This window comes from Actinomycetospora corticicola, assembly GCF_013409505.1.
GTDB lineage: Bacteria > Actinomycetota > Actinomycetes > Mycobacteriales > Pseudonocardiaceae > Actinomycetospora > Actinomycetospora corticicola.
In genome coordinates this window covers 4800802-4820095 of sequence record NZ_JACCBN010000001.1, presented here as the reverse complement: position 1 = coordinate 4820095, position 19294 = coordinate 4800802, and the positions used below count along the sequence as shown (strand labels likewise).

Below are 19294 nucleotides of genomic sequence, written 5' to 3'. Positions count from 1 at the left end.
CGAACCGTAGCAGCGGACGTCCCGACGACGGGGGTGCCTCAGCGGGCGCCGACGAGCTTGTCCCAGGCGAAGCTGCCGACGGTCGCGGTGGCGCCCGAACGGTCCAGCAGCCGCAGCAGCGCCGCACCGTCGCGGGGTCGGTCGGCGGCGTCCTGCGCGGTGGCGCGCCGCAGGACCGGGACCAGGCGCGGGGAGAGTCGCCCGACGCCGGTGAAGGCGTCGGCGGGCGGCCCGTCGAGGATGCGCCGCGCGATGTCGACGATGTTCTCGCCGTCGAAGAGGTGGTCGCCACGGGCGGCGAAGACCACGCAGCACGCCCACGCCCACACGTCGGTCGCCGGGCCCGCGCCGTTGCCGGTGACCTGCTCGGGCGCCATGTACCCGGGCGTGCCGACCATGTTGCCCGCCGGGGTGTGGTGGGTCTGCCCGACGACCCGGGCGATCCCGAAGTCGACGACCTTGGGGCCGGCGGAGGTCAGCAGGATGTTGCCGGGCTTGAGGTCGCGGTGGGTGATCCCGTCGTTGTGCAGGGCGGCGAGGGCGCGGGCGAGCGCGATGGCCATCCGCGTCAGGGTCTCGGCGTCGCGCACCGCGCCGCTCTCGCACACGTAGGCGTGCAGCGACGGGCCGTCGAGCCGCTCCATGACGATGTAGGGCATCGAGCCGTCGAACCCGACCCCGAGGACGCGCGCGGTGTAGTCGCCGGTGACCTTCTGCAGGGTCTGGCCCTCGCGCAGGAACCGGGTGCGGGCATCGACGTCGTCGAGCAGGTGCGGGGCGAGCACCTTGATCGCCACCTGACCCGCGGTGCCCGCCCGGTGGCCGAGGTAGACGGTGCCCATGCCGCCGGAGCCGAGCCGCCCGGTGAGCTGGTACTCGCCGACCGTCCGCGGGTCGTGCGGGTTCAGCGGCTGCTCCGGCGGCGCCATGTCGATCAGGCGCGTCGCCGTCGTCGGCGGGCGGGGAGCGGCGGTGGAGCGCGGCGGCGCGACCGGGGGCGGTGTGCGGCCCGGGCCCGAGCGGGGTCCGGCCGGGGGGATCGGGCGGGCCGCCGTGGGCGGCCGCGCCCCGGTGGCGCCGGCGGCACCGACGGCCGGCGCCGGGCCGCGCCGCGACCGGATGAGGCGGCGCTCCTTCGGGTCGGGCAGCCGGGCGGCGCGCAGGGCCTCCGGCAGGGCGGGCGCCATCGTGCAGAGCTTCGGTCGCAGCGCGCGCAGCGTCATCTGGTGGCCGAGGAGGTACAGGCCGGCGGCGAGTGCGCCGTTCTCCAGCCCGATCAGGAGCAGCAGGGCGAACACCAGGACGGCGAGCAGCCAGGTCGTGCGGCGCCGGGACAGCGGCCACGGTCGCGTCACGGGCATCGCCCGGCGGCGCTCGACGTCGAGGGCGGCCACGTGGAGGGTGGCGACGGCGAGCGCGAGCAGCACCGAGACCACCGACGCGACCACGAGCACGGCCGAGCCCGCACCCGGCGTCGGGAGCCCGGCGTCGTCGAGGGCCCCGAGCAGACCGTCGATGACCGCCCGGCGGTCGGCGTTGCCGCCGGTCGTGGCGCGGGCGGTGAACAGGGCGCCGACCACGGAGATCGTGCCGGCCAGGGCGGCGAGACCGAGCACCATCGGCACCGGGTCGCCCGCCTGACGGTGCAGGTGGCGGACGGCGCGACGGCGTTCCGGACCGGTCAGCCGGGCCACCCGGCCGGTGACCACCCGGTCGACCAGGAGCGCCTGGCGGCGGCGCGCGACGAGGGCCCGGTACAGCGGGGAGGCGAGCAGGGCGACGAGGACGCCGACCGCCAGGGGGGCGAGGAGCCGGAGCCCGGCGCCGGGGTCGAGCGTCACGGGGTCCCTCCTCGGTGTCTCACGGGCTGGCGTCGCGGGTGCTCGACGTTACCGCCCCGGGCCGTCGGATCGGCGTGCGTCGGGCCGGGCGGGTCGGTGGACCCGGGTCACCCTCCGGGCGACCGAGCGGGGCGCCTCGGCCGGCAGGGCCCGCAGCCGCTCCCAGCGTCCGCGGACCGGGTGGCGCAGGACGACGTCGCCGAAGGAGTGCCGTCCACGCACGCTGACGTGCAGATCCCCGCGCTCGCGGCGGTGCACCGTCTCGTCCCGCACGGCGCCCGCGGAGATGCGCAGGTCGTCCACGTCGGCGGTCGCGCCCTCCGGCAGGACGATCGTCGGGGTGCACATCCCGGTGACGAGCTCCACGGCCGTGACCGCGGTGGTGGCCTCGGCCTCCGAGAAGTCGAGCAGCACCCGCCCCACCCAGCTGCGCACCCGCACCGTCGGCGGGACCTTCCAGTACCCGCGGCGGGTGATCGAGCCGCCCAGCCCGGCCTCGAGGTCGAGCACGTCGCTGCCGTGCGAGGAGTGCAGCACGAACCCGGGCAGGTCGGAGAGCAGCCCGTCGAGCTGATCGCGGTACCGCGCGGCCTGGGCGATCGCCGCCCGGTCCGAGTACTCGACCGGCGTCAGCCGGCCCGCCACCATCGCCCGCGCGAGCATCGCGGCGACGTCCTCGCGCTCGGCGTCGGAGGCACGCTCCCGCGGCGGGTCGACCGGTTCGGGATCCTGCGCTGCGCGGCGCGCCATGCCCTGATCATAGGTCGCGGCGGGCCCGGACGATGATGCTCACCGTGGCGGACGGGCGGGGCGACGGGCGCACGCAGGCGCTGGGGGTGCTCCTGGCGCTGGCGCTGGCCGCGGTCCTGGGGTTCGTGGTGCTGGGCGGGCGCGACGCGCCCACCGGTCCCGCCGCGGCCACGCGCACCGCGACCGCCGGGATGTCCCCGCTGACCGGAGAGCCGGGCGACCCCGGCCGGGCCGTGCTCGCGGTGAAGGTCGACAACGCCCCGGAAGCACGGCCGTGGATCGGGGTCGGCGACGCGGACGTCGTCTACGTCGAGCCGGTCGAGGCCGGGCTGACCCGGCTGCTCGCGGTCTTCGCCTCGCGGCTGCCGCCCACCGTCGGCGCGGTCCGCAGCCTGCGGGAGTCCGACCTCGACGTGCTCGCTGCCTACGGGCGCCCGGCGCTGGCCTACTCCGGCAACGCCCCGGAGCTCGACCGGGACGTCGCGGCCGCGGCGATCGACGGCGTGTCGGCGGAGCGGGTGCCGGCGGCCTACCGCCGGGCGCCGGACCGGCCGGCGCCCCACGACCTGGTGGCGGACCCGGCCGCGCTGCTCGCCGCGGCCCCCGACGCCGCCGCACCGCGCGACGTCGGCTTCCGCTTCGGTCCCGTGGACGCCGGCGCGACCCCGGCCGCGGAGGTCGTGGAGCGGGTCGGACGGACCGAGGTGCTCGCCCGCGCCGACGGCGACCGGTGGGACCTCACCGTCGGGGGCGCGCCCACCGACGTCCGCCCCGCGACGATCGTGGTGCAGCGCGTGCCGGTGCGGACCTCGGCGATCCGCGACGTCGCCGGCGCGCCCTCCCCCACGGCCGTGACGGTGGGCTCCGGGCCGGTCGACGTGCTCCGCGACGGCCGCCGCTCCACCGGCACCTGGTCCCGGGCCGCGCCCGCCGACCCGACGGCGTTCACCGCCGCGGACGGCACCCCGCTGACGTTCGCGCCCGGACCGGTCTGGGTGCTGTTGGTGGCGGCCTGAGTTCGGGTATCCCCTGCTCATGGCTACCGGTGACAAGATCGACAACAAGGCTGACGAGCTCAAGGGCAAGGCGAAGGAGACCGTCGGCAAGGTGCAGGACGACAAGGAGCTGCAGGCCGAGGGCAAGACCGACCAGACCAAGGGCAGCATCAAGCAGGCCGGCGAGAAGATCAAGGACGCCTTCAAGTCCTGATCCGCGTCCCGACGACGGGTCCGCCGCGCGGACCCGTCGTCTCCGACGAGGGCTCAGTAGCCGCGGGTGTGGCGCTGCCCCGCGAAGCCGTAGACGGGGGTGCCGTCCGGGTCGCGTCGGGCGAGGCGGTGCACCGCGAAGACGTTGACGCCCGGGATCGTCCCGCCGTTCACGCCGTCGGTCGGCGTGCGCGGGCCCTTCTCCACCAGCACCAGGTACTCCTCGGGCGGCGGTGCGGAATCGATGACCCGCACGTCGTGCTCGCCCGCGCAGGGACCGTCCTGCAGTCGGATGCGCATCACGCTCTCCCCTCCGCCGGCGCACATGGTCGCACGGACCCGGACGGATTGAGTGACACGGCACAGCTCGGACGTCCGACTGTTCCTTGACGCCGCCGACCACGGAGAGGAACGTTAAGAGGGTCGATCATGCCCCCCGTGATCGACACGAGCCCGGTCGGTGTCCCCCCGCCGACCGGGCTTCCCCATGTCCGGGACAGGACGTGTCGGCGCCGGTCACCCGATCGCGTCAGCCCCGTCCCGATCGGCCCATCGCGGCCTCCGTCGTCCCGCGTTCACCGATCCGTGACCTCCGGGCCACCGACGCACGTGTGAATCGCGTGGGGTCGGGCACTCTGCGTGGGCCGGGACGGGTCACGGCGCGGCGGAGGAGGCAGGTCTCGTGGACGACGAGGGACGCCGCCGGTTGACCGAGGCGGTGCGGCGGGCGCACGAGACGCTGGGCGAGGTCACCGAGATGCAGGCACGCTGCCCCGACGGGGTGGACCGCTTCGACTGGTCCGCGGACCTCCTCGACGACCTGGCCCGGATCGCGCTGCAGGTCGGCGACGCCGCCGCCGCGCTCACCGGCGGCGAGGACGACGAGCTCGAGGCCCGCTCCCGCGACCTCGCCACCACCATCGTCCGCCGGCGCAACGACGCCCTCACGCCGCTGCGCTCCCCCCGTCGCCGCATGCCCCGCGCGACGGTGCCCACCCAGCTCGACGCCCGCGCGGTGTCGCGGTACGCCTGACTAGCCTGTCCGCGTGTCACGCCCCGCCGACACCGTCGGCCGCCTCCTCGTGCGCTGCCCCGACCGGTTCGGGATCGTCGCCGCCGTCTCGTCGTTCCTGTCCGCCTCGGGCGCGAACATCCTGTCGCTGGACCAGCACACCACCGCGACCTACGACGGCACGTACTTCCAGCGCACCGAGTTCGCCCTGCCCTCGCGGGACCTCGACCGGCTCCGCGCCGCCTTCGACTCCGACGTGGCCCGGCACTTCGCGATGGAGTTCTCGGTCACCGACACCGCGGTGCCCAAGCGCGTCGGCATCCTCGTCTCGCGGATCGACCACTGCCTGCTCGACCTGCTCTGGCGGACGCAGCGCGGCGACCTCGACGCGACCGTCGAGGTGGTCGTCTCGAACCACCCCGACCTGGCCGCCGCCGTCGAGTCGTTCGGCGTCCCGTTCGTGCACGTGCCCGTCACGCCCGAGAGCAAGCCGGAGGCGGAGGCCCGCCAGGCCGAGCTGCTCGCCGGCCTCGACCTCGTGGTGCTGGCCCGCTACATGCAGATCGTGTCGGGCTCGCTGCTGGAGGCCGTCGGCGCACCGATGATCAACATCCACCACTCGTTCCTACCCGCCTTCGTGGGCGCCGTGCCCTACCGGCAGGCCAAGGAGCGCGGGGTCAAGCTCGTCGGCGCGACGGCGCACTACGTCACCGAGGAGCTCGACCAGGGCCCGATCATCGAGCAGGACGTGGTGCGGGTGAACCACCGCCACACCGCGGCCGACCTCACCCGTCTCGGCGCGGACGTCGAGCGCTCGGTGCTCTCCCGCGCGGTGCGCTGGCACTGCGAGGACCGCGTGATGCGCGACGGGACGACCACGGTCGTGTTCTAGCGGTCGGTCAGGCCGTCCAGGCGACCCACATCGCGAGCACGATCACGAGGAGCACGAGCAGCAGGGCGAGCGCGGGGATGCCGGTCGGCGTCCTCGGGGTGGGCACGGCCATGACGTTCTCCTCCAACCGGGCGGGGTGTGTGCCCCCTCATCGCCGCCGGTACGCCGCGTGTGAGCCGGTATCACCCGATCGTGATGCAGCCGCCCGTGCCCCGTGACAGGAATGGCCCATCGCTCGCACCGGACGCGCGAGCGGCGCCATCGATGCGTCCGGGCCGGACAGCTGACCCGCTCAGAGCTGGAGGTGGAGCCGGAGGGCGTCGTCGAGCTCGGCCAGCGTCTCGGGAGGGAGCCGACCGATCACCCCGCCCAGGCGCTCCACGGCGACGGAGCGCACCTGCTCGGCCTGCGCCTTCGAGTCACGTCGGAGGCCGGTCGCCGCGGCGGGGAGGAGCGTCTGGAACGGGTAGACCCGGTCGACGTTGCCGGTCACGGGCACGACCGTGACGACCCCGCGACCCAGCCGAACCGCCGCGGAGTTGGCCCGGTCGTTGCTGACGACCACCACCGGTCGACGCTTGTCGGCCTCGGCGCCGCGCACGGGGTTCAGGTCGGCGACCCGGATCTCACCGCGCAGCATCGGCGACGCCGTCGCCGGCCGCGGCCTCCCACGCCTCGGGATCACCCGAGCCGGCCCACTCGTCCCACGCCGCCTCGTAGTCCTGCTCGAGGTGCGGCAGCCGGAGCATGCCGACGGCGTGGTGGACCGCCGCCGACCGGGACGGCAGCCCTCGCGTGCGCGCGAACTCGTCGAGGATCGCCACGTCCTCGTCCGGGAGACTCACACTGAGCTTCACACCTCGATACTACCGCCTTCCTACCGCTCCTTCCTCCACCTCGGGGGAACGGCTGGCATCCTCGCCGGGTGAGCCGCATCCAGCGTCACGACGACGGGCTCGAGGTCGAGGTCCATCCCGGCTGCGAGGAGTTCGCCGCGCGCGTGGTGGCCGAGCGCGAGGCCCTCGTCGGGAAGGCCCTGCACCTGCTGTCGCTCTACCTGCACCACGACCGACGCGGGTTCTGGCTCGACACCATCACCGTGCCCACCGCCGGCGAGGCCGAGCTCAGCTTCTCCTGGTCGTCCGCCGAGGAACCGGAGGCCGAGGCGTACACCCGGTTCGACGTGTTCTTCTCGGCCGACCTGCACCCGGTCGGCTTCGCCGTGCGCTTCCACTGAGCACCCCGGCGCGAGGGCCACACCAGGCAGCCCCGGGACCTCCGGAACCCGCCCAGCGTGAACCTCGCCTCCCGGGCCCGCGTCAGTTCCCCAACCAGCGCTGCGGCGCCACCGCGGTGACCGCGCTGGCGGCGGCCTTGGCCGTCGCCGCCGTGGGCGCGGGCACGTTCACCGCCGTCGGCGTGGGCTGCGGGGTCGGGGCGCACTGCGCGTCGGCACCCCCACCGCCCGAGCGGGCCGGCAGGGTCCCGTCGCTCAGGTAGCGCGCCACGATCCGGTCCTCGCACGGCGCCTGCCCCTGCAACGTCCCCGCGTGGGTCGTGCCGCCCGTGCCCTCGACGAGCGCGGACCTCGGGAACGACTGCCGCACGGCCAGCGCACCGGTGAAGGGCGTCGCCGCGTCGAGGGTCTCGGAGACCAGCAGGATCGGCGGCGCGGCGGCCCCGTTGACGGCCGTCGGCCGACCCGCCGGGGCCGGCCAGAAGGTGCAGGGCGCGTTGAACCACGCGTTGGCCCAGGTCTCGAACGGTGCCTGCGGGAAGAGGGCCGTGTTCTTCGCCCGGAACTGCGGGTAGCGCGACCAGGGGGCGTCGGTGCACTGCACGCCGAGGTAGACCGCGTAGCCGTTGTCGTCGGTCGGCGGCGGGTACAGCGCCAGCAGACCGGCCGGGTCGTTCTGGTTCACCCAGGCAGAGAACGCCGAGGCGATGTCCTCCCAGCCGTACACGTAGTAGCCGGCCTGCAGGAAGATGTCGTTCCACTCCGAGGAGCCGATCAGGCCGCCGGCGGGCTGGGTGCGCAGCTTCTGGTACTGCCCGTCGTAGGTCGCGCGGACGGCCTGCTCGGTGGTCCCGAGGTGGTAGACGGAGTCGTACTTCGCCACCCAGGCGAAGAAGACGCCGATGCTCTTCTCGAACGCGACGTCCTGGTCGTCGTTCGCCTGCTCCCACACCTTCGACGGGTCGACGACACCATCGAGCACCATCCGCCGGGTCTGCTGCGGGTGGAGGGTGGCGTACACGGTGCCGAGGTAGGTGCCGTACGAGAAGCCGTAGAAGTTGATCTGCTGCGCGCCCAGCGCGAGGCGGATCGACTCCATGTCCGCGATCGTGTCGGTCGTCCGCAGGTGCGCCAGGAGTGGCCGGTTCGCCACCGCGCAGGCCGCGGCGTACCGCGCGGACTTGGTCAGCCACGCGCTCTCGGCCCGCGGGTCCTGCGTCGCCACGTAGTACGGGCGGTTGTACCCGGCGTAGGTCTTGTCGCACGACAGCGACGGCGTGCTCGCGCCCACGCCGCGCGGGTCGAACCCGATCCAGTCGTAGGCGTTCCCCGCGCCGTTCGGCACCCGGGACTGCAGCCGGGACAGCCCGAGCCCGCTCCCGCCGGGGCCGCCCGGGTTGGTCAGCATGATCCCCTGGTACTGCGCGTCCGGGGTCTTGTGCGCGACCCGGGAGATCGCGATCCGGATCTTCTGCCCGGCCGGGTTCGCGTAGTCCAGCGGCACGGTGACGAACCCGCACTGCGCCCCCGCCTGGACCAGCGACGCGCTGGTGCACGGGCCGAACGTCACGGGCGGCGGCTGGTAGGCGGCCGGGGCCGCCTGGGCGGGAACGGCGGTGAGCGCTCCCAGCACGGCGAGGAGCAGGACGGCGGCGAGACTGACGACCCGAGTGCGCAGCGGATTCTCCTCACGTGGATCCCACGACTCCGGCGGACTCTAGACACCCACACGGGCTAACGGCTCGCCCCTGCCCGATTTCTCCTGATCGTGCCGCGCAGATCCACCGGACGGACCGCGGGTGTCACCATCGGTGGTGTGGAGTTCGTGGACTGGTCGGACGAGGGCCCTGCCGTGGTGCTGCTGGACCAGCGCGCCCTCCCGCACACGACCTCGTGGCTGACCCTGCGCACCGTCGACGAGGTGGTCGACGCGATCCGGAGCCTCGCGGTCCGCGGCGCACCGAGCCTCGGGATCGCCGGCGCGTACGGCGCCGCCCTCGCCTGTGCGCTCGGGACCCCGGAGGCCGCGGAGCGGGTCGCGACCGCCCGCCCGACGGCGGTCCCGCTGAGCCTCGGCGTGCGCCGGGTGCTCGCCCGCGCCGACGACGGGCCCGCCGCGGCCCTGACCGAGGCCCGGTTCGTCGCGGCAGAGGCGGCCGTGGTCAACGCCCGGTCCACCGAACGCGCCGCCGACCTCGTGCAGGAGCTGCGCCCCGGACCCGTGCGGACCCTGACGGTGTGCAACACGGGCGATCTCGCGTGCGGACCGGGCGGCTCCGCCCTCGGCGCGATCCTGCGGCTGCACGACCGCGGGGCGCTCACCGAGGTGCTCGCGTGCGAGACCCGACCCCTGCTCCAGGGCGCCCGACTCACCGTCTGGGAGCTCGCCCGGGCCGGCGCCCCGCACCGGCTCTGCGTGGACTCGGCCGGGCCCGCGGCGATCGCGTCCGGTCTGGTCGACGCGGTACTGGTCGGCGCCGACCGGATCGCCGCGAACGGCGACACCGCGAACAAGATCGGCACCTACTCGCTCGCGTGCGCCGCCGCCCGGTCCGGCGTGCCGTTCCTCGTGGTGGCCCCCGAGGAGACGATCGACCCGCACACGCCGACGGGCGCGGACATCGTCGTCGAGGAGCGCGGTGCCGACGAGGTCCGCGGGACCACGACCCTCGCGGACACCCCCGTCTACAACCCCGCCTTCGACGTCACCCCGTTCGACCTGATCACGGCCGTGGTCACCGAGAAGCAGGCCTGGCGCTAGGCGACGAGGCGCTCCGAGACCTCCCACAGCCGCTCCGCGTTCGCCGGGTCCAGCGCGAAGGGCGCGACCCCGTGCCGGCCGTCGGCCTGCGTGCGGTCGGTCAGCACGGTCGCCTCGTGGCAGTCCTCGAAGTACCGACCGCCCACGCCGTCGAGCAGCGGGGACACCGCGCACAGCACCGAGGTCGACGCGCCCTGCTCGACGGTCTTCATCTCGGGCGACGCCCCCGCCGCGCGACGGACGGCCATCAGCGCCTCCATGTCCACATGGCGCTGCAGCCCCGTCGCGATCCCACCCGGCATGAGGGCGTTGACCGTGATCCCGTCGTCCGCCCAGCGCCGCGTCGCCTCGACGGCGAAGAGCACGTTCGCGGTCTTGGACTGGGCGTAGCCGATCCAGGGGTCGTAGGCGACGAACGAGAAGTTGAGGTCGTCGAACAGCACCGGAAGCCGCAGGTGCGCCGAGGACGACACCGAGACGACGCGCGCCCCGTCGGCCGCCGCGAGCGCCCGGTGCAGGCCCGTGGCCAGGGCGAAGTGCCCGAGGTGGTTCGTCGCGAACTGGGCCTCCTGTCCGTCGATCAGCGTGCGCTCCGGCAGCGCCATCACGCCGGCGTTGTTCACCAGCAGGTGCAGCGGGCCCTCCCACGCGTCGACGAACGCGGCGATCGAGGCGCGGTCACCGAGCTCCAGCGGTCGGACGTCGACCTTCCCGCCCTGGCCGCGGATCTCCGTCGCCACCCGTTCGCCCGCCTCGAGGTTCCGGACGGCGAGCGTCACCTCGGCCCCGTGGGTCGCGAGGGTCCGCGCCGTCTCCACGCCGATGCCGGAGGACGCCCCGGTGACGACGGCTCGCCGACCGGTGAGGTCGATCCCCTCGGCGACCTCGTCCGCAGTCGAGAACTCGCCGAAGGGGGTCTGGATGGTCATGGTCGTGCTCCTCAGAAACGTAGGGTTCCTACGGTTGCGACTCAACCGTACCACCGAAACGTAGGCCGCCTACGCTTGTCGTGTGTCCCCCCGTGCCGACGCCCGCGCGAACCGCGCCGCCCTCCTCGAGAGCGCGGCCCGCCGGTTCGCCTCCGACGGCCCCGACGTCGCCCTCGACGTGGTCGCCCGCGACGCCGGGGTCAGCATCGCGACGCTCTACCGGCACTTCCCGCACCGCGAGGCCCTGGTCGCCGCGGCCTACGCGCAGGAGATCGAGGCGCTCGGCTCCGTTCCCGACGACAGGTCGGGGTCGGTCGCGCTGGCGCGCTGGCTCCTGCGCTTCGTCGAGTTCGCCCGCACGAAGCGCGCGCTCGGCGACCTGCTGCACGCCCCGGGCGCCGACCATCCGCCGGCGCGGGGCGTCATCCTCGACGCCCTCGACCGCATCCTCGCGCGGGGCGTCGCCGACGGGACGCTGCGCGAGGACCGGGACTCCGCGGACGTCCTCGCCCTGCTCGCCGGCCTGTGGACGCTCCCGGACGACGACACCTGGTCCGAGCGGGCCGACCGCCTCGCCGGCTTCGTCCTGGACGGGCTGACCGTCCCGAGCTCATCGGGCCCGGACTGATCCGACCCGGGCCGACCCGCCCGAGGCCCGCCGGACGGCCGGCCCGTCAGCCACGGAAGGCCCGTGCCGCCGCGACCCCGGCGTCGAGGTCCCACTCCGGCACGTCGGCGACGGCACGCAGCGTCTCGCGGTCCAGGTCGGCGCCGGCCGCGATCAGCGCGTCGACCGCCTCGGGACGGACCGGGTGCGGGGCCTCGTTCTCGACGAACTCGACGATCAGGTCCCGGCACCGCTCGTCGTCGACGAAGACCGGGTGCAGCGAGGCGAACCCGTCGGACAGGTCGTAGGGCGCCCGCCACCAGCCCTCGCCGTCCCAGCCGTAGACGAAGCCGACCCACATCTGGCGCGCCATCCCGTCGATCGCCGGCGCCTCCCACCAGTCCGGCGCGCCCGCGAGGAGGTCGGTCTCCTCCTCCTGGAAGTACGTCGCGGCCTCGCGGAAGTAGGTGTCGGAGTACTCGTGGTCGTTCCCGACGAGCACGGCGCGGCCGTCGCCGACGAGGTGCAGGTCGGCCCAGTTGCCCCCGCCGTCGTCGTAGTGCCAGCGGGCGGGTTCGGCGAAGGCGCCGCTCCCCCAGCCGCGGGCGCCGAGGATCGCGGCGAACGCGGCCCAGCGGCCGCGCATCGTCGTCGGGGTGGGCAGGTCGACCGGGACGAGAGCCATACGCGGCATCCTGTCGGCACCCGATCCGGGTGCGGGTGGGGGGAACTACCCGGTTCGGCAGAATGGGCGCATGTCGGTCCTCCGGGATCCCCTCACCCTCGCGGTGCCGTTCTTCATCGGATTCGTCGTGCTCGAGGCGGTCTCGTTCGCCGTGTTCGCCGACGACGACCTGCGCGGGTACGACGGTCGCGACACCGTCACGAGCGTGATCAGCGGGATGGTGGCGCTGCTGTTCAACACGGTCGCCCGGTTCGTGGCGCTGCTCGGCTACGCCGTGCTCTACGAGCTCACACCGCTGCGCCTGGACCCCTCGAGCCCGTGGACGTGGGTCGGCGTGCTGCTCGCGGTCGACCTGCTCTGGTACGGCTACCACCGCACGGCGCACCGGGTGCGCCTCGTGTGGGCCGCCCACCAGGCCCACCACAACAGCGAGTACTTCAACTTGTCCACCGCGGCCCGCCAGAAGTGGAACCCGTGGTTCGAGATGCTGTTCTGGGTGCCGCTGCCCCTGCTCGGCGTCCCGCCGTGGATGATCTTCACGGCGTTCTCGTTCAACCTCGTCTTCCAGTTCTTCGTGCACACCGAGCGGATCGGGCGGCTCCCGGCACCGATCGAGTTCGTGTTCAACACGCCGTCGCACCACCGCGTCCACCACGCGAGCGACCCGGAGTACCTCGACCGCAACTACGGCGGGGTCCTCATCGTCTGGGACCGCCTGTTCGGCACATACGCCGAGGAGACCCACCGTCCCCGCTACGGCCTGACCACGCCGCCGCCCACCCAGAACGTGGCCGGCCTGCAGTACCACGAGTTCGCCGCGATCTGGCGCGACGTGCGGGCGGCGACGACGTGGCGTGCGCGGCTCGCGCACGTGTTCGCCCCGCCGGGCGGCCCCGCCGTCGAGAAGGTCAGCGCACCGAGCTGAGCGCCTCGCCGATGATCGTCACGCCCCGGTCGATCTCCTCCCCGGACGCCGTCAGCGGCGGCGCGATGCGGAACGTCCCTCCCATGCCGGGGAGCTGGACGATGTTCACGTGCAGCCCGAGTTCGGCGCATCGCGCGGTCACCCGCGCGCCCCGCTGATCGGCGTCCGCGCCGCCGAGTTCCAGTCCCACCAGCAGGCCGCGGCCCCGCACGTCGGCGACCACGTCGTGCGGCAACGACCGCAGGCCGGCCTGCAACCGCTCCCCGAGCTCGGCCGCGCGCCGGTCGAGACCGTCGCGCTGCAGGACGTCGAGCACGGTCAGGCCCACGGCCGCGGGCAACGGGTCGTTCACATGGGTGGTGAAGAACAGGAACCCGCGCTCGTGCGCCCGCTCCTCGATCTCCGCGCTCGTGACGACGGCCGCGAGCGGTAGCCCGGCACCGAGGGTCTTGGAGAGCGTGAGGATGTCCGGCACCACGCCGTCGCGCTCGAACGCGTACCAGTCGCCGGTGCGGCAGAGCCCGGTCTGCGCCTCGTCGACGATCAGCAGCATCCCCCGCTCGCGGCATTTCTCCGCCAGCGCGGCGAGGTAGCCCGGCGGGAGGTCGACGACCCCGCCGGAGCTCAGGACCGGCTCCACCAGGCACGCGGCGAGCGCGCCGACCGACTGGGCGTCCACCAGGTCGAAGCCGAGGTCGAGCTGCCGGCGCCAGTCCAGCTCGCCGTCGGGACCGACGATCGAGGGTCGGAAGCGGTCGGGCACCGGCAGCGCGAAGTTGCCCGGCGCCGCCGGCCCGTAGCCCACCCGGCCCGCGCTGTAGGTCGCGTTCGCGGCGCCCTGCGTCATCCCGTGCCACGACCGGGCGAAGGACACGACCTCGTGGCCCCCGGTGACCAGCTTCGCCATCCGCAGCGCGGCCTCGTTGGCCTCCGCACCCGTCGTCAGGAAGACGGCCTTCTCGAGCGGGGCGGGCAGGGTGGCGACGAGCCGCTCGGCGAGGTCGAGGACCGGGCGGCTGAGCATGCCCGAGTGCAGGTGGTCGAGGCTCGCGACCTGCTCCTGCACCGTCGCGACGATCTCCGGGTGCGAGTGGCCGAGGATCGCGCTCATCTGCCCGGAGGTGAAGTCGAGCAGTTCCCGGCCGTCCTCGGTGAACACCGAGCTGCCCGCCGCCCGGGCGATGAGGTCGCGAGCGAACGCCCCGCGACCCGAGTAGCGGATGAGGTGCTTCTCGTCGCTCACGTCTCCGGATGCTTCCCGACGTCGGGTCGCTCGGCCAGGGCCTCGGGGTCCCAGCGCGCCCGGAACCGGTGCACCATCCGGTTCAAGACGTCGAGCTGGGCCGGGTTGTAGAGGTCCTCCATCGCCCGCCGGACCGTGCGCAGGTACTGCGGGATCCCGCCGGGGGCGTCGAGACCGAACGTCGTGATCCGGGGCTCGGCGGCGGCGCGGGCCAGGACCTCGTCGGCGAAGCGCTCCGCGAGCCGGTCCCGGGTCGCCTCGTCGGCGTCCGTGTCGAGCGCCTCGAACTCCTCGGTCAGCTGCGGGTCGGTGTCCTCGGCCCGCACCAGGTCGGCGTAGACCTGGCGGCCCTCCGCGCCGAGGGTCCGGCCCATGACGGTCACGAGGTTCCGGTCGGTGTCCGACAGCGTCGCGGTGGACACGGCGGCGAGGTCGTTCGGCAGGTCGGTCGGCACCTCGTGCTCGAGGATCTCTGCTAGCTCCGCCCGGAGGTGCTGGAGCCGGTCGACCTGCGCGGCGAGGTCCTCGTCGAGCGCGCGCAGGGCCTCCGCCGGGTGCTCGTCGCCCGCGCCGAGCTCGGCGATCTGCGGCAGGGAGAAGCCGAGGTCGGCCAGCCGCTTGATGCGCAGGAGCCGCACGAGGTGGGCGACGCCGTACTGCTTGTAGCCGTTGCTGCGCCGCTCGGGCTCGGGCAGCAGCCCGACGTCGTGGTAGTGCCGGACCGAGCGCAGGCTGGTCCCGGCGAGTTCGGCGAGTTCCCGCGTGCTCCACCCCACGCCGGGGAGTCTGCCCTTGACCGTGCCGCGACGGCACGGTGTCCGCTGGGTCCATGACACCGCTGATCCCCGTCGAGGACCTCGTCTCCCCACCCGAGCGGGCCGGCGCCACGCTCTCACCCGACGGCGGGCGGATCGCCTTCCTCGCGCCGTGGAAGGACCGCCTGAACGTCTGGGTCGCCCCGGTCGACGACCTCGACGCGGCCCGGTGCGTCACCGCGGACGAGACGCGGAGCATCCACCAGTACACCTGGGTCGACGACCGGTGGCTGGTCTACGCGCAGGACTCCGGCGGCGACGAGCACTTCCACGTGTACCGCGTCGACCTCGACGACCTCTCCGACACCGCCGCGCCCGCCGTCGACCTCACCCCGTTCCCCGGCGCCCGCGTCTTCGGCCACGCCGTGCCCGTCGGTCGACCCGGCCGGCTCGTGGTCGCGATGAACCACGAGCGCCCGGAGCGCGTCGACACCAGCGAGATCGACGTCGCGACCGGCGCGCTGACGGTGATCGCCACGGGCGACGGCGAGGTCGGGGGCACGATGGTCGCGCCCGGCGGCGACCTCTACGGGATCGGGCAGGACGACGAGGGGCACTGGACGGTCAACCACCGCCGGCCCGACGGGACCGTCCGCGTCGTGGCCGCATTCGATGGCGCCGACCACCCCACCGGCCCCTTCCCGACGCAGCTCACCCCGGACGGCACGGGGCTGTGGATCGGCCGGCACGGCCACACCGACCGGCTGCGCCTGGTGCACCTCGACCTGACCACGGGGGTGGAGACGGAGGTCGCGGGCCACCCGGAGTTCGACCTCGACAGCCGAGGCCAGGTCTTCCCGACGATCCCCTCGCCGCTGGTCCTCGACCGGCACGGCGAGCTCGTGGCGGTGCGGTACTCCCACGCACGGCAGGTCGTGGTCCCGGTCGCGGCGTGGTTCGCACCCGTCCTCGAGCGGCTCGAGGCGTTGTCGGACGGTGACCTGGGCGCGGTGTCGACGGACGCGGCGGGACGGCGCTGGCTGGTGACGTTCGGGCACGACCGGGACTGGGGCGCGACGTGGCTCTACGACCACGCCACGGGCGAGGCGCGCAGGCTCTTCGGCAGCCACCCGCACCTGGACCCGACGACCTTGGCCCCGACCGTGCCGGTGACCGTCCGCGCCCGCGACGGACGCGACCTGCCGTCGTACCTGACCCGTCCGCCGGGTGCCGACGGTCCCGGACCGCTGGTGCTCGTGCCGCACGGCGGCCCGTGGACCCGCGACGCGTGGGGGAACGACCCGGTCGCCCAGCTGTTCGCCAACCGCGGCTACGCCGTGCTGCAGGTGAACTTCCGCGGCTCGACCGGCTTCGGCCGTGACCACATGCAGGCCGGGATCGGGGAGTTCGCGGGGGCGATGCAGGACGACCTGCTCGACGCCGTGGAGTGGGCGGTCGCGCAGGGGCACGCGGACCCGGAGCGGGTGGGGATCTTCGGCGGGTCCTACGGGGGCTACGCGACGCTGACGGCGGTGACGCGGGACCCGTCGGTGTTCGCGGCGGCCGTCGACTACGTCGGCATCTCGAACCTCGCCACGTTCATGCTGGCGCTCCCGGCGGCGATCCGGCCGGGTCTGGTGAACAACTGGTACGCCTACGTCGGCGACCCGGAGGACCCGGTGGCGTACGCGGACATGATCGAGCGCTCGCCCATCACGCACGCGGACCGCATCGTCACGCCGCTGATGGTCTTCCAGGGCGCCAACGACGTGCGGGTGCCGCAGGCGGAGTCGGACACGATCGTCGCCTCGTTGCGCTCACGCGGGGTGGAGGTCGACTACCGCGTCTACGCCGACGAGGGCCACATGTTCGCGCAGACCGAGAACCTGATCGACATGTTCCGGGCGACCGAGCGGTTCCTCGCCGAGCACCTGGGAGGCCGGTCGCTCACGCCGTGATCGGGACGGCGGCCGCCTCCTCGACGCCGTGCACCGCCAGCCGGTCGAGGTAGTCCGATCCGCTTGGGGCTGTGGGCCGGGTCACGCGGGCCTTGAGTGTGCCGCAGCGGCACGGACTTCCCTCGAGGGCATGAACGAACAGCACACCGACGCCCCGACGCGGCCCACGCCCACCGCGACCCCGACCGTCCTCGACCAGATGGGCGGCCCCCTGGGGTTCGTCTACTCCACGATCCCGGTGGTCGTGTTCGTGACGGCCAACGCCTTCCTCTCCCTGCCGATCACACTGGCCGTCTCCCTCGCCGCCGGCCTGGGTCTGACGATCTTCCGGCTCGTGCGCGGCGAGAAGGTCGCGTCGGCGGTCGGGAGCCTGCTCGGCGTCGGGGTCGCCGCCGCCCTCGTGGCGTTCACCGGGTCGGCCAAGGACTTCTTCGTCATCGGCATCTGGGCCGCCCTCGCCGGGTTCGTGGTCACCGCGGCGTCCCTGCTGGCGCGCCGGCCGATCACCGGCATCGTGTGGAACCTGGTCCACGGCGGGAAGCACCCGTGGCGGGCCCACCGCCGGGTGCTGCGCGCCCACGACCTGGCCACCCTCGCCGCCGCCGTCGTCTTCGGCGCCCGCTTCGTCGTCCAGCAGTGGCTCTACCTCGCCGACGCGACCGGCGGTCTCGGCATCGCCCGCGTCGCCATGGGGACCCCGCTGACGGTGCTCGCCGCCCTCGTCGTCGTGTGGGCCTTCCGACGCAGCTCGAAGGCGCTGCTCTGAGCGCGTCGGCCCCCCGCGATCGAGCGGGCGCGCGCGGAGTTCGACGCGGAGGTCATGGGCGGGTAACACGCTGGTCAGCTCGTCCGACAACAGCCACGACACACGAGGACGGTCGGGGGGACGACGAGGGTGCGCACGGCATACAAGGTCTGGTCCGGGATCGCGGCAGGGGTGTTCTGCCTCGTCGCGATCAGTGACCTGTCGGACGGCGGGACGAGCACGACGGCGGCCCCGGCCGCGGTCAGCGCCCCCGCGGCTCCCAGGTACGTGGCCCCCGCCGCGGCGGCACCGGTTGCGGCGCCCGAGCCGACCGGGGACACCGTGACGGTCACCGACGTCGTCGACGGCGAGACCTTCGTCGCGGGCGGGCAGCGCATCCGGATCCTCGGCATCGACGCCTGCGACGCCTCCACCTACGGCGGCCGGCAGGCCACGTCCACCGCCGAGACCTACCTCGAGGGGCAGCAGGTCACCCTCCGCACCGAGCCCGGCGTCGAGAAGGACCGCAACGGCCGGCTGCTGCGCTACGTCGACACGAGCGCCGGCGACTACGGCACCCTCGCCGTCACCTACGACCACACGCAGGCCGACGGCGCCAGCAAGGCCGACCCGACCTACCTGGACGAACTGCGCTCCGCCGACCCGAACGGCCGGACCTGCTCCGCACCGGAGACGTCGAGCCCGTCGTCCTCGTCCGATGACGACGACCACGTCTACGTCCCCCTGCCCCGCCGGGGCGACAACGGCCTTCCCGACGGCGCCCTCACCGGCGGGTACTGCGCGAAGAAGTGGTGGTGCTGACGATGGCCTCGCGACGCTCGAACCCGTCCGGCCTCGGCGCCGTGATCGGGATCGTCCTCCTGATCGGCCTGGCGATCCTCATCATCAAGTGGGCCCTGATCACCGCAGCGATCCTCGCCGTGCCGTTCGGGATCTGGTGGGTCTACGACCAGGTCCAGCAGCGGAAGGTCGTCGACCGGCGCGCCGAGGTCGAGGGCCGCGCGGTCGTCGACGCGGCCGGCGGCTGCGGCTGGTGCGGCTCCCGGATCGCGCACCGGGACGACTACACGGGCAGCCTCGTCCAGCCGGCCGACTTCCACCGCGAGGAGATCGAGGCAACCCTGGCCGCTTGACACGACGAAGGGCCCGCCACCGGTGGTGACGGGCCCTCGTGATGCGCGCCCGAAGGGATTCGAACCCCTAACCTTCTGATCCGTAGGCGCCGAGACCCCGTCCGGGAAAGTCCGCGCCGGTCCGGGCCCGTGGTCCAGCCACTGCCCGCCGCTACCCCGCGCTGCCGACGTCTGCTGTCGTTGCGGTCAGAATCCGCGGTCAAGCGGACCGACCTGACCGCCCCCATCGATCTCGCCGAGCGACCCGGCTGCGCTGCTGAACCGGGACGCTCGGCGTCGTCGTGTTCGCGGCTTTCTGCCGCAGGGTTCGTCTTCGGGGTCTCTCCCTCGGCGGCGCGGGCTCTGCCCTGCGGGGCCGGTCGTGCGGGTGCAAGCGCCCCTTCTCCTCGTGGCCGGCTGCTCGCTGGGTGGTGGGCGCTTGCGGCCGTGCGGGCGGTCTGGCAGTCCTCGGACGCGCCGTCGTGGGTGAGGCCCCGTCCCGACCACCACCTCCGCCTCCTGGCCGTGCTCGAGCTCGTCCCCGTCTCTCCTGAGGCCGGTGTCCTGGGTTCAGGGGCGGAGCGCCCTGGCCGCCGGAGGCCTTACGTCGTCA

The 19294-nt window shown here is 73.9% G+C and carries 22 protein-coding genes; 12 read left to right on the top strand and 10 right to left on the bottom strand.

The window, feature by feature from the left end; genetic code table 11:
- Positions 1-38: 38 nt before the first annotated feature.
- On the bottom strand, positions 39-1841 hold the full coding sequence (locus BJ983_RS32500) for a protein kinase domain-containing protein (protein ID WP_179796010.1): 1803 nt from the start codon (positions 1839-1841) through the stop codon (positions 39-41).
- A gap of 48 nt (positions 1842-1889) precedes the next feature.
- Complete coding sequence (locus tag BJ983_RS23415) at positions 1890-2591, bottom strand: DUF1707 SHOCT-like domain-containing protein (protein WP_179796009.1); 702 nt, start codon at positions 2589-2591, stop codon at positions 1890-1892.
- A 44-nt stretch (positions 2592-2635) separates the two neighbouring features.
- Between BJ983_RS23415 and BJ983_RS23410 the strand changes: the two genes are divergently transcribed.
- Positions 2636-3607 carry a DUF3048 domain-containing protein gene (locus tag BJ983_RS23410; RefSeq protein WP_218890423.1) on the top strand — a complete coding sequence of 324 codons (972 nt, stop codon included), beginning with the start codon at positions 2636-2638 and terminating at the stop codon, positions 3605-3607.
- A gap of 19 nt (positions 3608-3626) precedes the next feature.
- Entirely contained in the window at positions 3627-3800 is a 174-nt protein-coding gene (locus BJ983_RS23405) for a CsbD family protein (protein WP_179796008.1), read from the top strand.
- 53 nt (positions 3801-3853) lie between these two features.
- On the opposite strand, the gene BJ983_RS23400 is transcribed toward BJ983_RS23405, so the two are convergent.
- On the bottom strand, positions 3854-4099 hold the full coding sequence (locus BJ983_RS23400) for a hypothetical protein (protein ID WP_179796007.1): 246 nt from the start codon (positions 4097-4099) through the stop codon (positions 3854-3856).
- A 382-nt stretch (positions 4100-4481) separates the two neighbouring features.
- Between BJ983_RS23400 and BJ983_RS23395 the strand changes: the two genes are divergently transcribed.
- Positions 4482-4832 carry a hypothetical protein gene (locus BJ983_RS23395; protein WP_179796006.1) on the top strand — a complete coding sequence of 117 codons (351 nt, stop codon included), beginning with the start codon at positions 4482-4484 and terminating at the stop codon, positions 4830-4832.
- A gap of 13 nt (positions 4833-4845) precedes the next feature.
- On the top strand, positions 4846-5703 hold the full coding sequence (gene purU / locus BJ983_RS23390; RefSeq protein WP_179796005.1) for a formyltetrahydrofolate deformylase: 858 nt from the start codon (positions 4846-4848) through the stop codon (positions 5701-5703).
- Between the two features lie 292 nt (positions 5704-5995).
- On the opposite strand, the gene BJ983_RS23385 is transcribed toward purU, so the two are convergent.
- Positions 5996-6343, bottom strand: coding sequence for a type II toxin-antitoxin system PemK/MazF family toxin (locus BJ983_RS23385; RefSeq protein ID WP_179796004.1), 348 nt, complete (start codon positions 6341-6343; stop codon positions 5996-5998).
- Positions 6330-6560, bottom strand: a complete 231-nt coding sequence (locus tag BJ983_RS23380) for a ribbon-helix-helix protein, CopG family (protein ID WP_179796003.1) — start codon at positions 6558-6560, stop codon at positions 6330-6332. The genes BJ983_RS23385 and BJ983_RS23380 overlap by 14 nt, the downstream gene beginning before the upstream one ends.
- Positions 6561-6628: 68 nt before the next feature.
- Here BJ983_RS23380 and BJ983_RS23375 point away from each other — a divergent pair, with 68 nt between their 5' ends.
- Positions 6629-6940, top strand: a complete 312-nt coding sequence (locus tag BJ983_RS23375; protein ID WP_179796002.1) for a hypothetical protein — start codon at positions 6629-6631, stop codon at positions 6938-6940.
- Between the two features lie 82 nt (positions 6941-7022).
- Here the strand turns inward: BJ983_RS23375 and BJ983_RS23370 are convergent, their stop codons facing one another.
- Positions 7023-8573, bottom strand: a complete 1551-nt coding sequence (locus BJ983_RS23370) for an alpha/beta fold hydrolase (RefSeq protein WP_179796001.1) — start codon at positions 8571-8573, stop codon at positions 7023-7025.
- A 183-nt stretch (positions 8574-8756) separates the two neighbouring features.
- Here BJ983_RS23370 and mtnA point away from each other — a divergent pair, with 183 nt between their 5' ends.
- Positions 8757-9701, top strand: a complete 945-nt coding sequence (gene mtnA, locus BJ983_RS23365; protein ID WP_179796000.1) for an S-methyl-5-thioribose-1-phosphate isomerase — start codon at positions 8757-8759, stop codon at positions 9699-9701.
- Here mtnA and BJ983_RS23360 read toward each other — a convergent pair.
- The gene (locus BJ983_RS23360; protein ID WP_179795999.1) at positions 9698-10630 is read right to left on the bottom strand and encodes an SDR family NAD(P)-dependent oxidoreductase; all 933 of its coding nucleotides are present in this window, start codon (positions 10628-10630) and stop codon (positions 9698-9700) included. The two genes, mtnA and BJ983_RS23360, sit on opposite strands and share 4 nt — an antisense overlap.
- Positions 10631-10712: 82 nt before the next feature.
- On the opposite strand from BJ983_RS23360, the gene BJ983_RS23355 reads away from it, so the two are divergent.
- A complete protein-coding gene (locus BJ983_RS23355) occupies positions 10713-11258 on the top strand; it encodes an SbtR family transcriptional regulator (protein ID WP_179795998.1) in 546 nt (181 codons plus the stop codon).
- A gap of 46 nt (positions 11259-11304) precedes the next feature.
- Here BJ983_RS23355 and BJ983_RS23350 read toward each other — a convergent pair whose 3' ends face one another.
- A complete protein-coding gene (locus BJ983_RS23350) occupies positions 11305-11922 on the bottom strand; it encodes a proteophosphoglycan 5 (protein WP_179795997.1) in 618 nt (205 codons plus the stop codon).
- A gap of 70 nt (positions 11923-11992) precedes the next feature.
- Between BJ983_RS23350 and BJ983_RS23345 the strand changes: the two genes are divergently transcribed.
- Positions 11993-12847: a sterol desaturase family protein gene (locus tag BJ983_RS23345; RefSeq protein ID WP_179795996.1), complete on the top strand. Its 855-nt coding sequence runs from the start codon at positions 11993-11995 to the stop codon at positions 12845-12847.
- On the opposite strand, the gene BJ983_RS23340 is transcribed toward BJ983_RS23345, so the two are convergent.
- Together BJ983_RS23340 and BJ983_RS23335 are read right to left on the bottom strand one after the other, a co-directional pair.
- Positions 12831-14090 carry an aminotransferase class III-fold pyridoxal phosphate-dependent enzyme gene (locus BJ983_RS23340; RefSeq protein ID WP_179795995.1) on the bottom strand — a complete coding sequence of 420 codons (1260 nt, stop codon included), beginning with the start codon at positions 14088-14090 and terminating at the stop codon, positions 12831-12833. The two genes, BJ983_RS23345 and BJ983_RS23340, sit on opposite strands and share 17 nt — an antisense overlap.
- Entirely contained in the window at positions 14087-14866 is a 780-nt protein-coding gene (locus tag BJ983_RS23335; protein ID WP_179795994.1) for a MerR family transcriptional regulator, read from the bottom strand. The genes BJ983_RS23340 and BJ983_RS23335 overlap by 4 nt, the downstream gene beginning before the upstream one ends.
- Before the next feature lie 53 nt (positions 14867-14919).
- On the opposite strand from BJ983_RS23335, the gene BJ983_RS23330 reads away from it, so the two are divergent.
- From BJ983_RS23330 to BJ983_RS23315, 4 genes are all read left to right on the top strand, one after another.
- Positions 14920-16803, top strand: coding sequence for a S9 family peptidase (locus BJ983_RS23330; protein WP_179795993.1), 1884 nt, complete (start codon positions 14920-14922; stop codon positions 16801-16803).
- A gap of 130 nt (positions 16804-16933) precedes the next feature.
- Positions 16934-17569 carry a DUF3159 domain-containing protein gene (locus BJ983_RS23325; protein ID WP_179795992.1) on the top strand — a complete coding sequence of 212 codons (636 nt, stop codon included), beginning with the start codon at positions 16934-16936 and terminating at the stop codon, positions 17567-17569.
- Positions 17570-17698: 129 nt separating this feature from the next.
- Positions 17699-18370, top strand: a complete 672-nt coding sequence (locus BJ983_RS23320) for a thermonuclease family protein (RefSeq protein ID WP_179795991.1) — start codon at positions 17699-17701, stop codon at positions 18368-18370.
- A 2-nt stretch (positions 18371-18372) separates the two neighbouring features.
- Positions 18373-18702 (top strand): hypothetical protein, encoded by a 330-nt coding sequence (locus BJ983_RS23315; RefSeq protein WP_179795990.1) that lies wholly within the window; start codon positions 18373-18375, stop codon positions 18700-18702.
- Positions 18703-19294: the final 592 nt, after the last annotated feature.

Bases quoted from the DNA above. Each gene is read 5' to 3' on its own strand.
- BJ983_RS23415 (WP_179796009.1), bottom strand. From the start codon at position 2,591: ATGGCGCGCCGCGCAGCGCAGGATCCCGAACCGGTCGACCCGCCGCGG.
- BJ983_RS23405 (WP_179796008.1), top strand. From the start codon at position 3,627: ATGGCTACCGGTGACAAGATCGACAACAAGGCTGACGAGCTCAAGGGC.
- BJ983_RS23400 (WP_179796007.1), bottom strand. From the start codon at position 4,099: ATGCGCATCCGACTGCAGGACGGTCCCTGCGCGGGCGAGCACGACGTG.
- BJ983_RS23385 (WP_179796004.1), bottom strand. From the start codon at position 6,343: ATGCTGCGCGGTGAGATCCGGGTCGCCGACCTGAACCCCGTGCGCGGC.
- BJ983_RS23360 (WP_179795999.1), bottom strand. From the start codon at position 10,630: ATGACCATCCAGACCCCCTTCGGCGAGTTCTCGACTGCGGACGAGGTC.
- BJ983_RS23350 (WP_179795997.1), bottom strand. From the start codon at position 11,922: ATGGCTCTCGTCCCGGTCGACCTGCCCACCCCGACGACGATGCGCGGC.
- BJ983_RS23345 (WP_179795996.1), top strand. From the start codon at position 11,993: ATGTCGGTCCTCCGGGATCCCCTCACCCTCGCGGTGCCGTTCTTCATC.
- BJ983_RS23330 (WP_179795993.1), top strand. From the start codon at position 14,920: ATGACACCGCTGATCCCCGTCGAGGACCTCGTCTCCCCACCCGAGCGG.
- BJ983_RS23325 (WP_179795992.1), top strand. From the start codon at position 16,934: ATGAACGAACAGCACACCGACGCCCCGACGCGGCCCACGCCCACCGCG.
- BJ983_RS23315 (WP_179795990.1), top strand. From the start codon at position 18,373: ATGGCCTCGCGACGCTCGAACCCGTCCGGCCTCGGCGCCGTGATCGGG.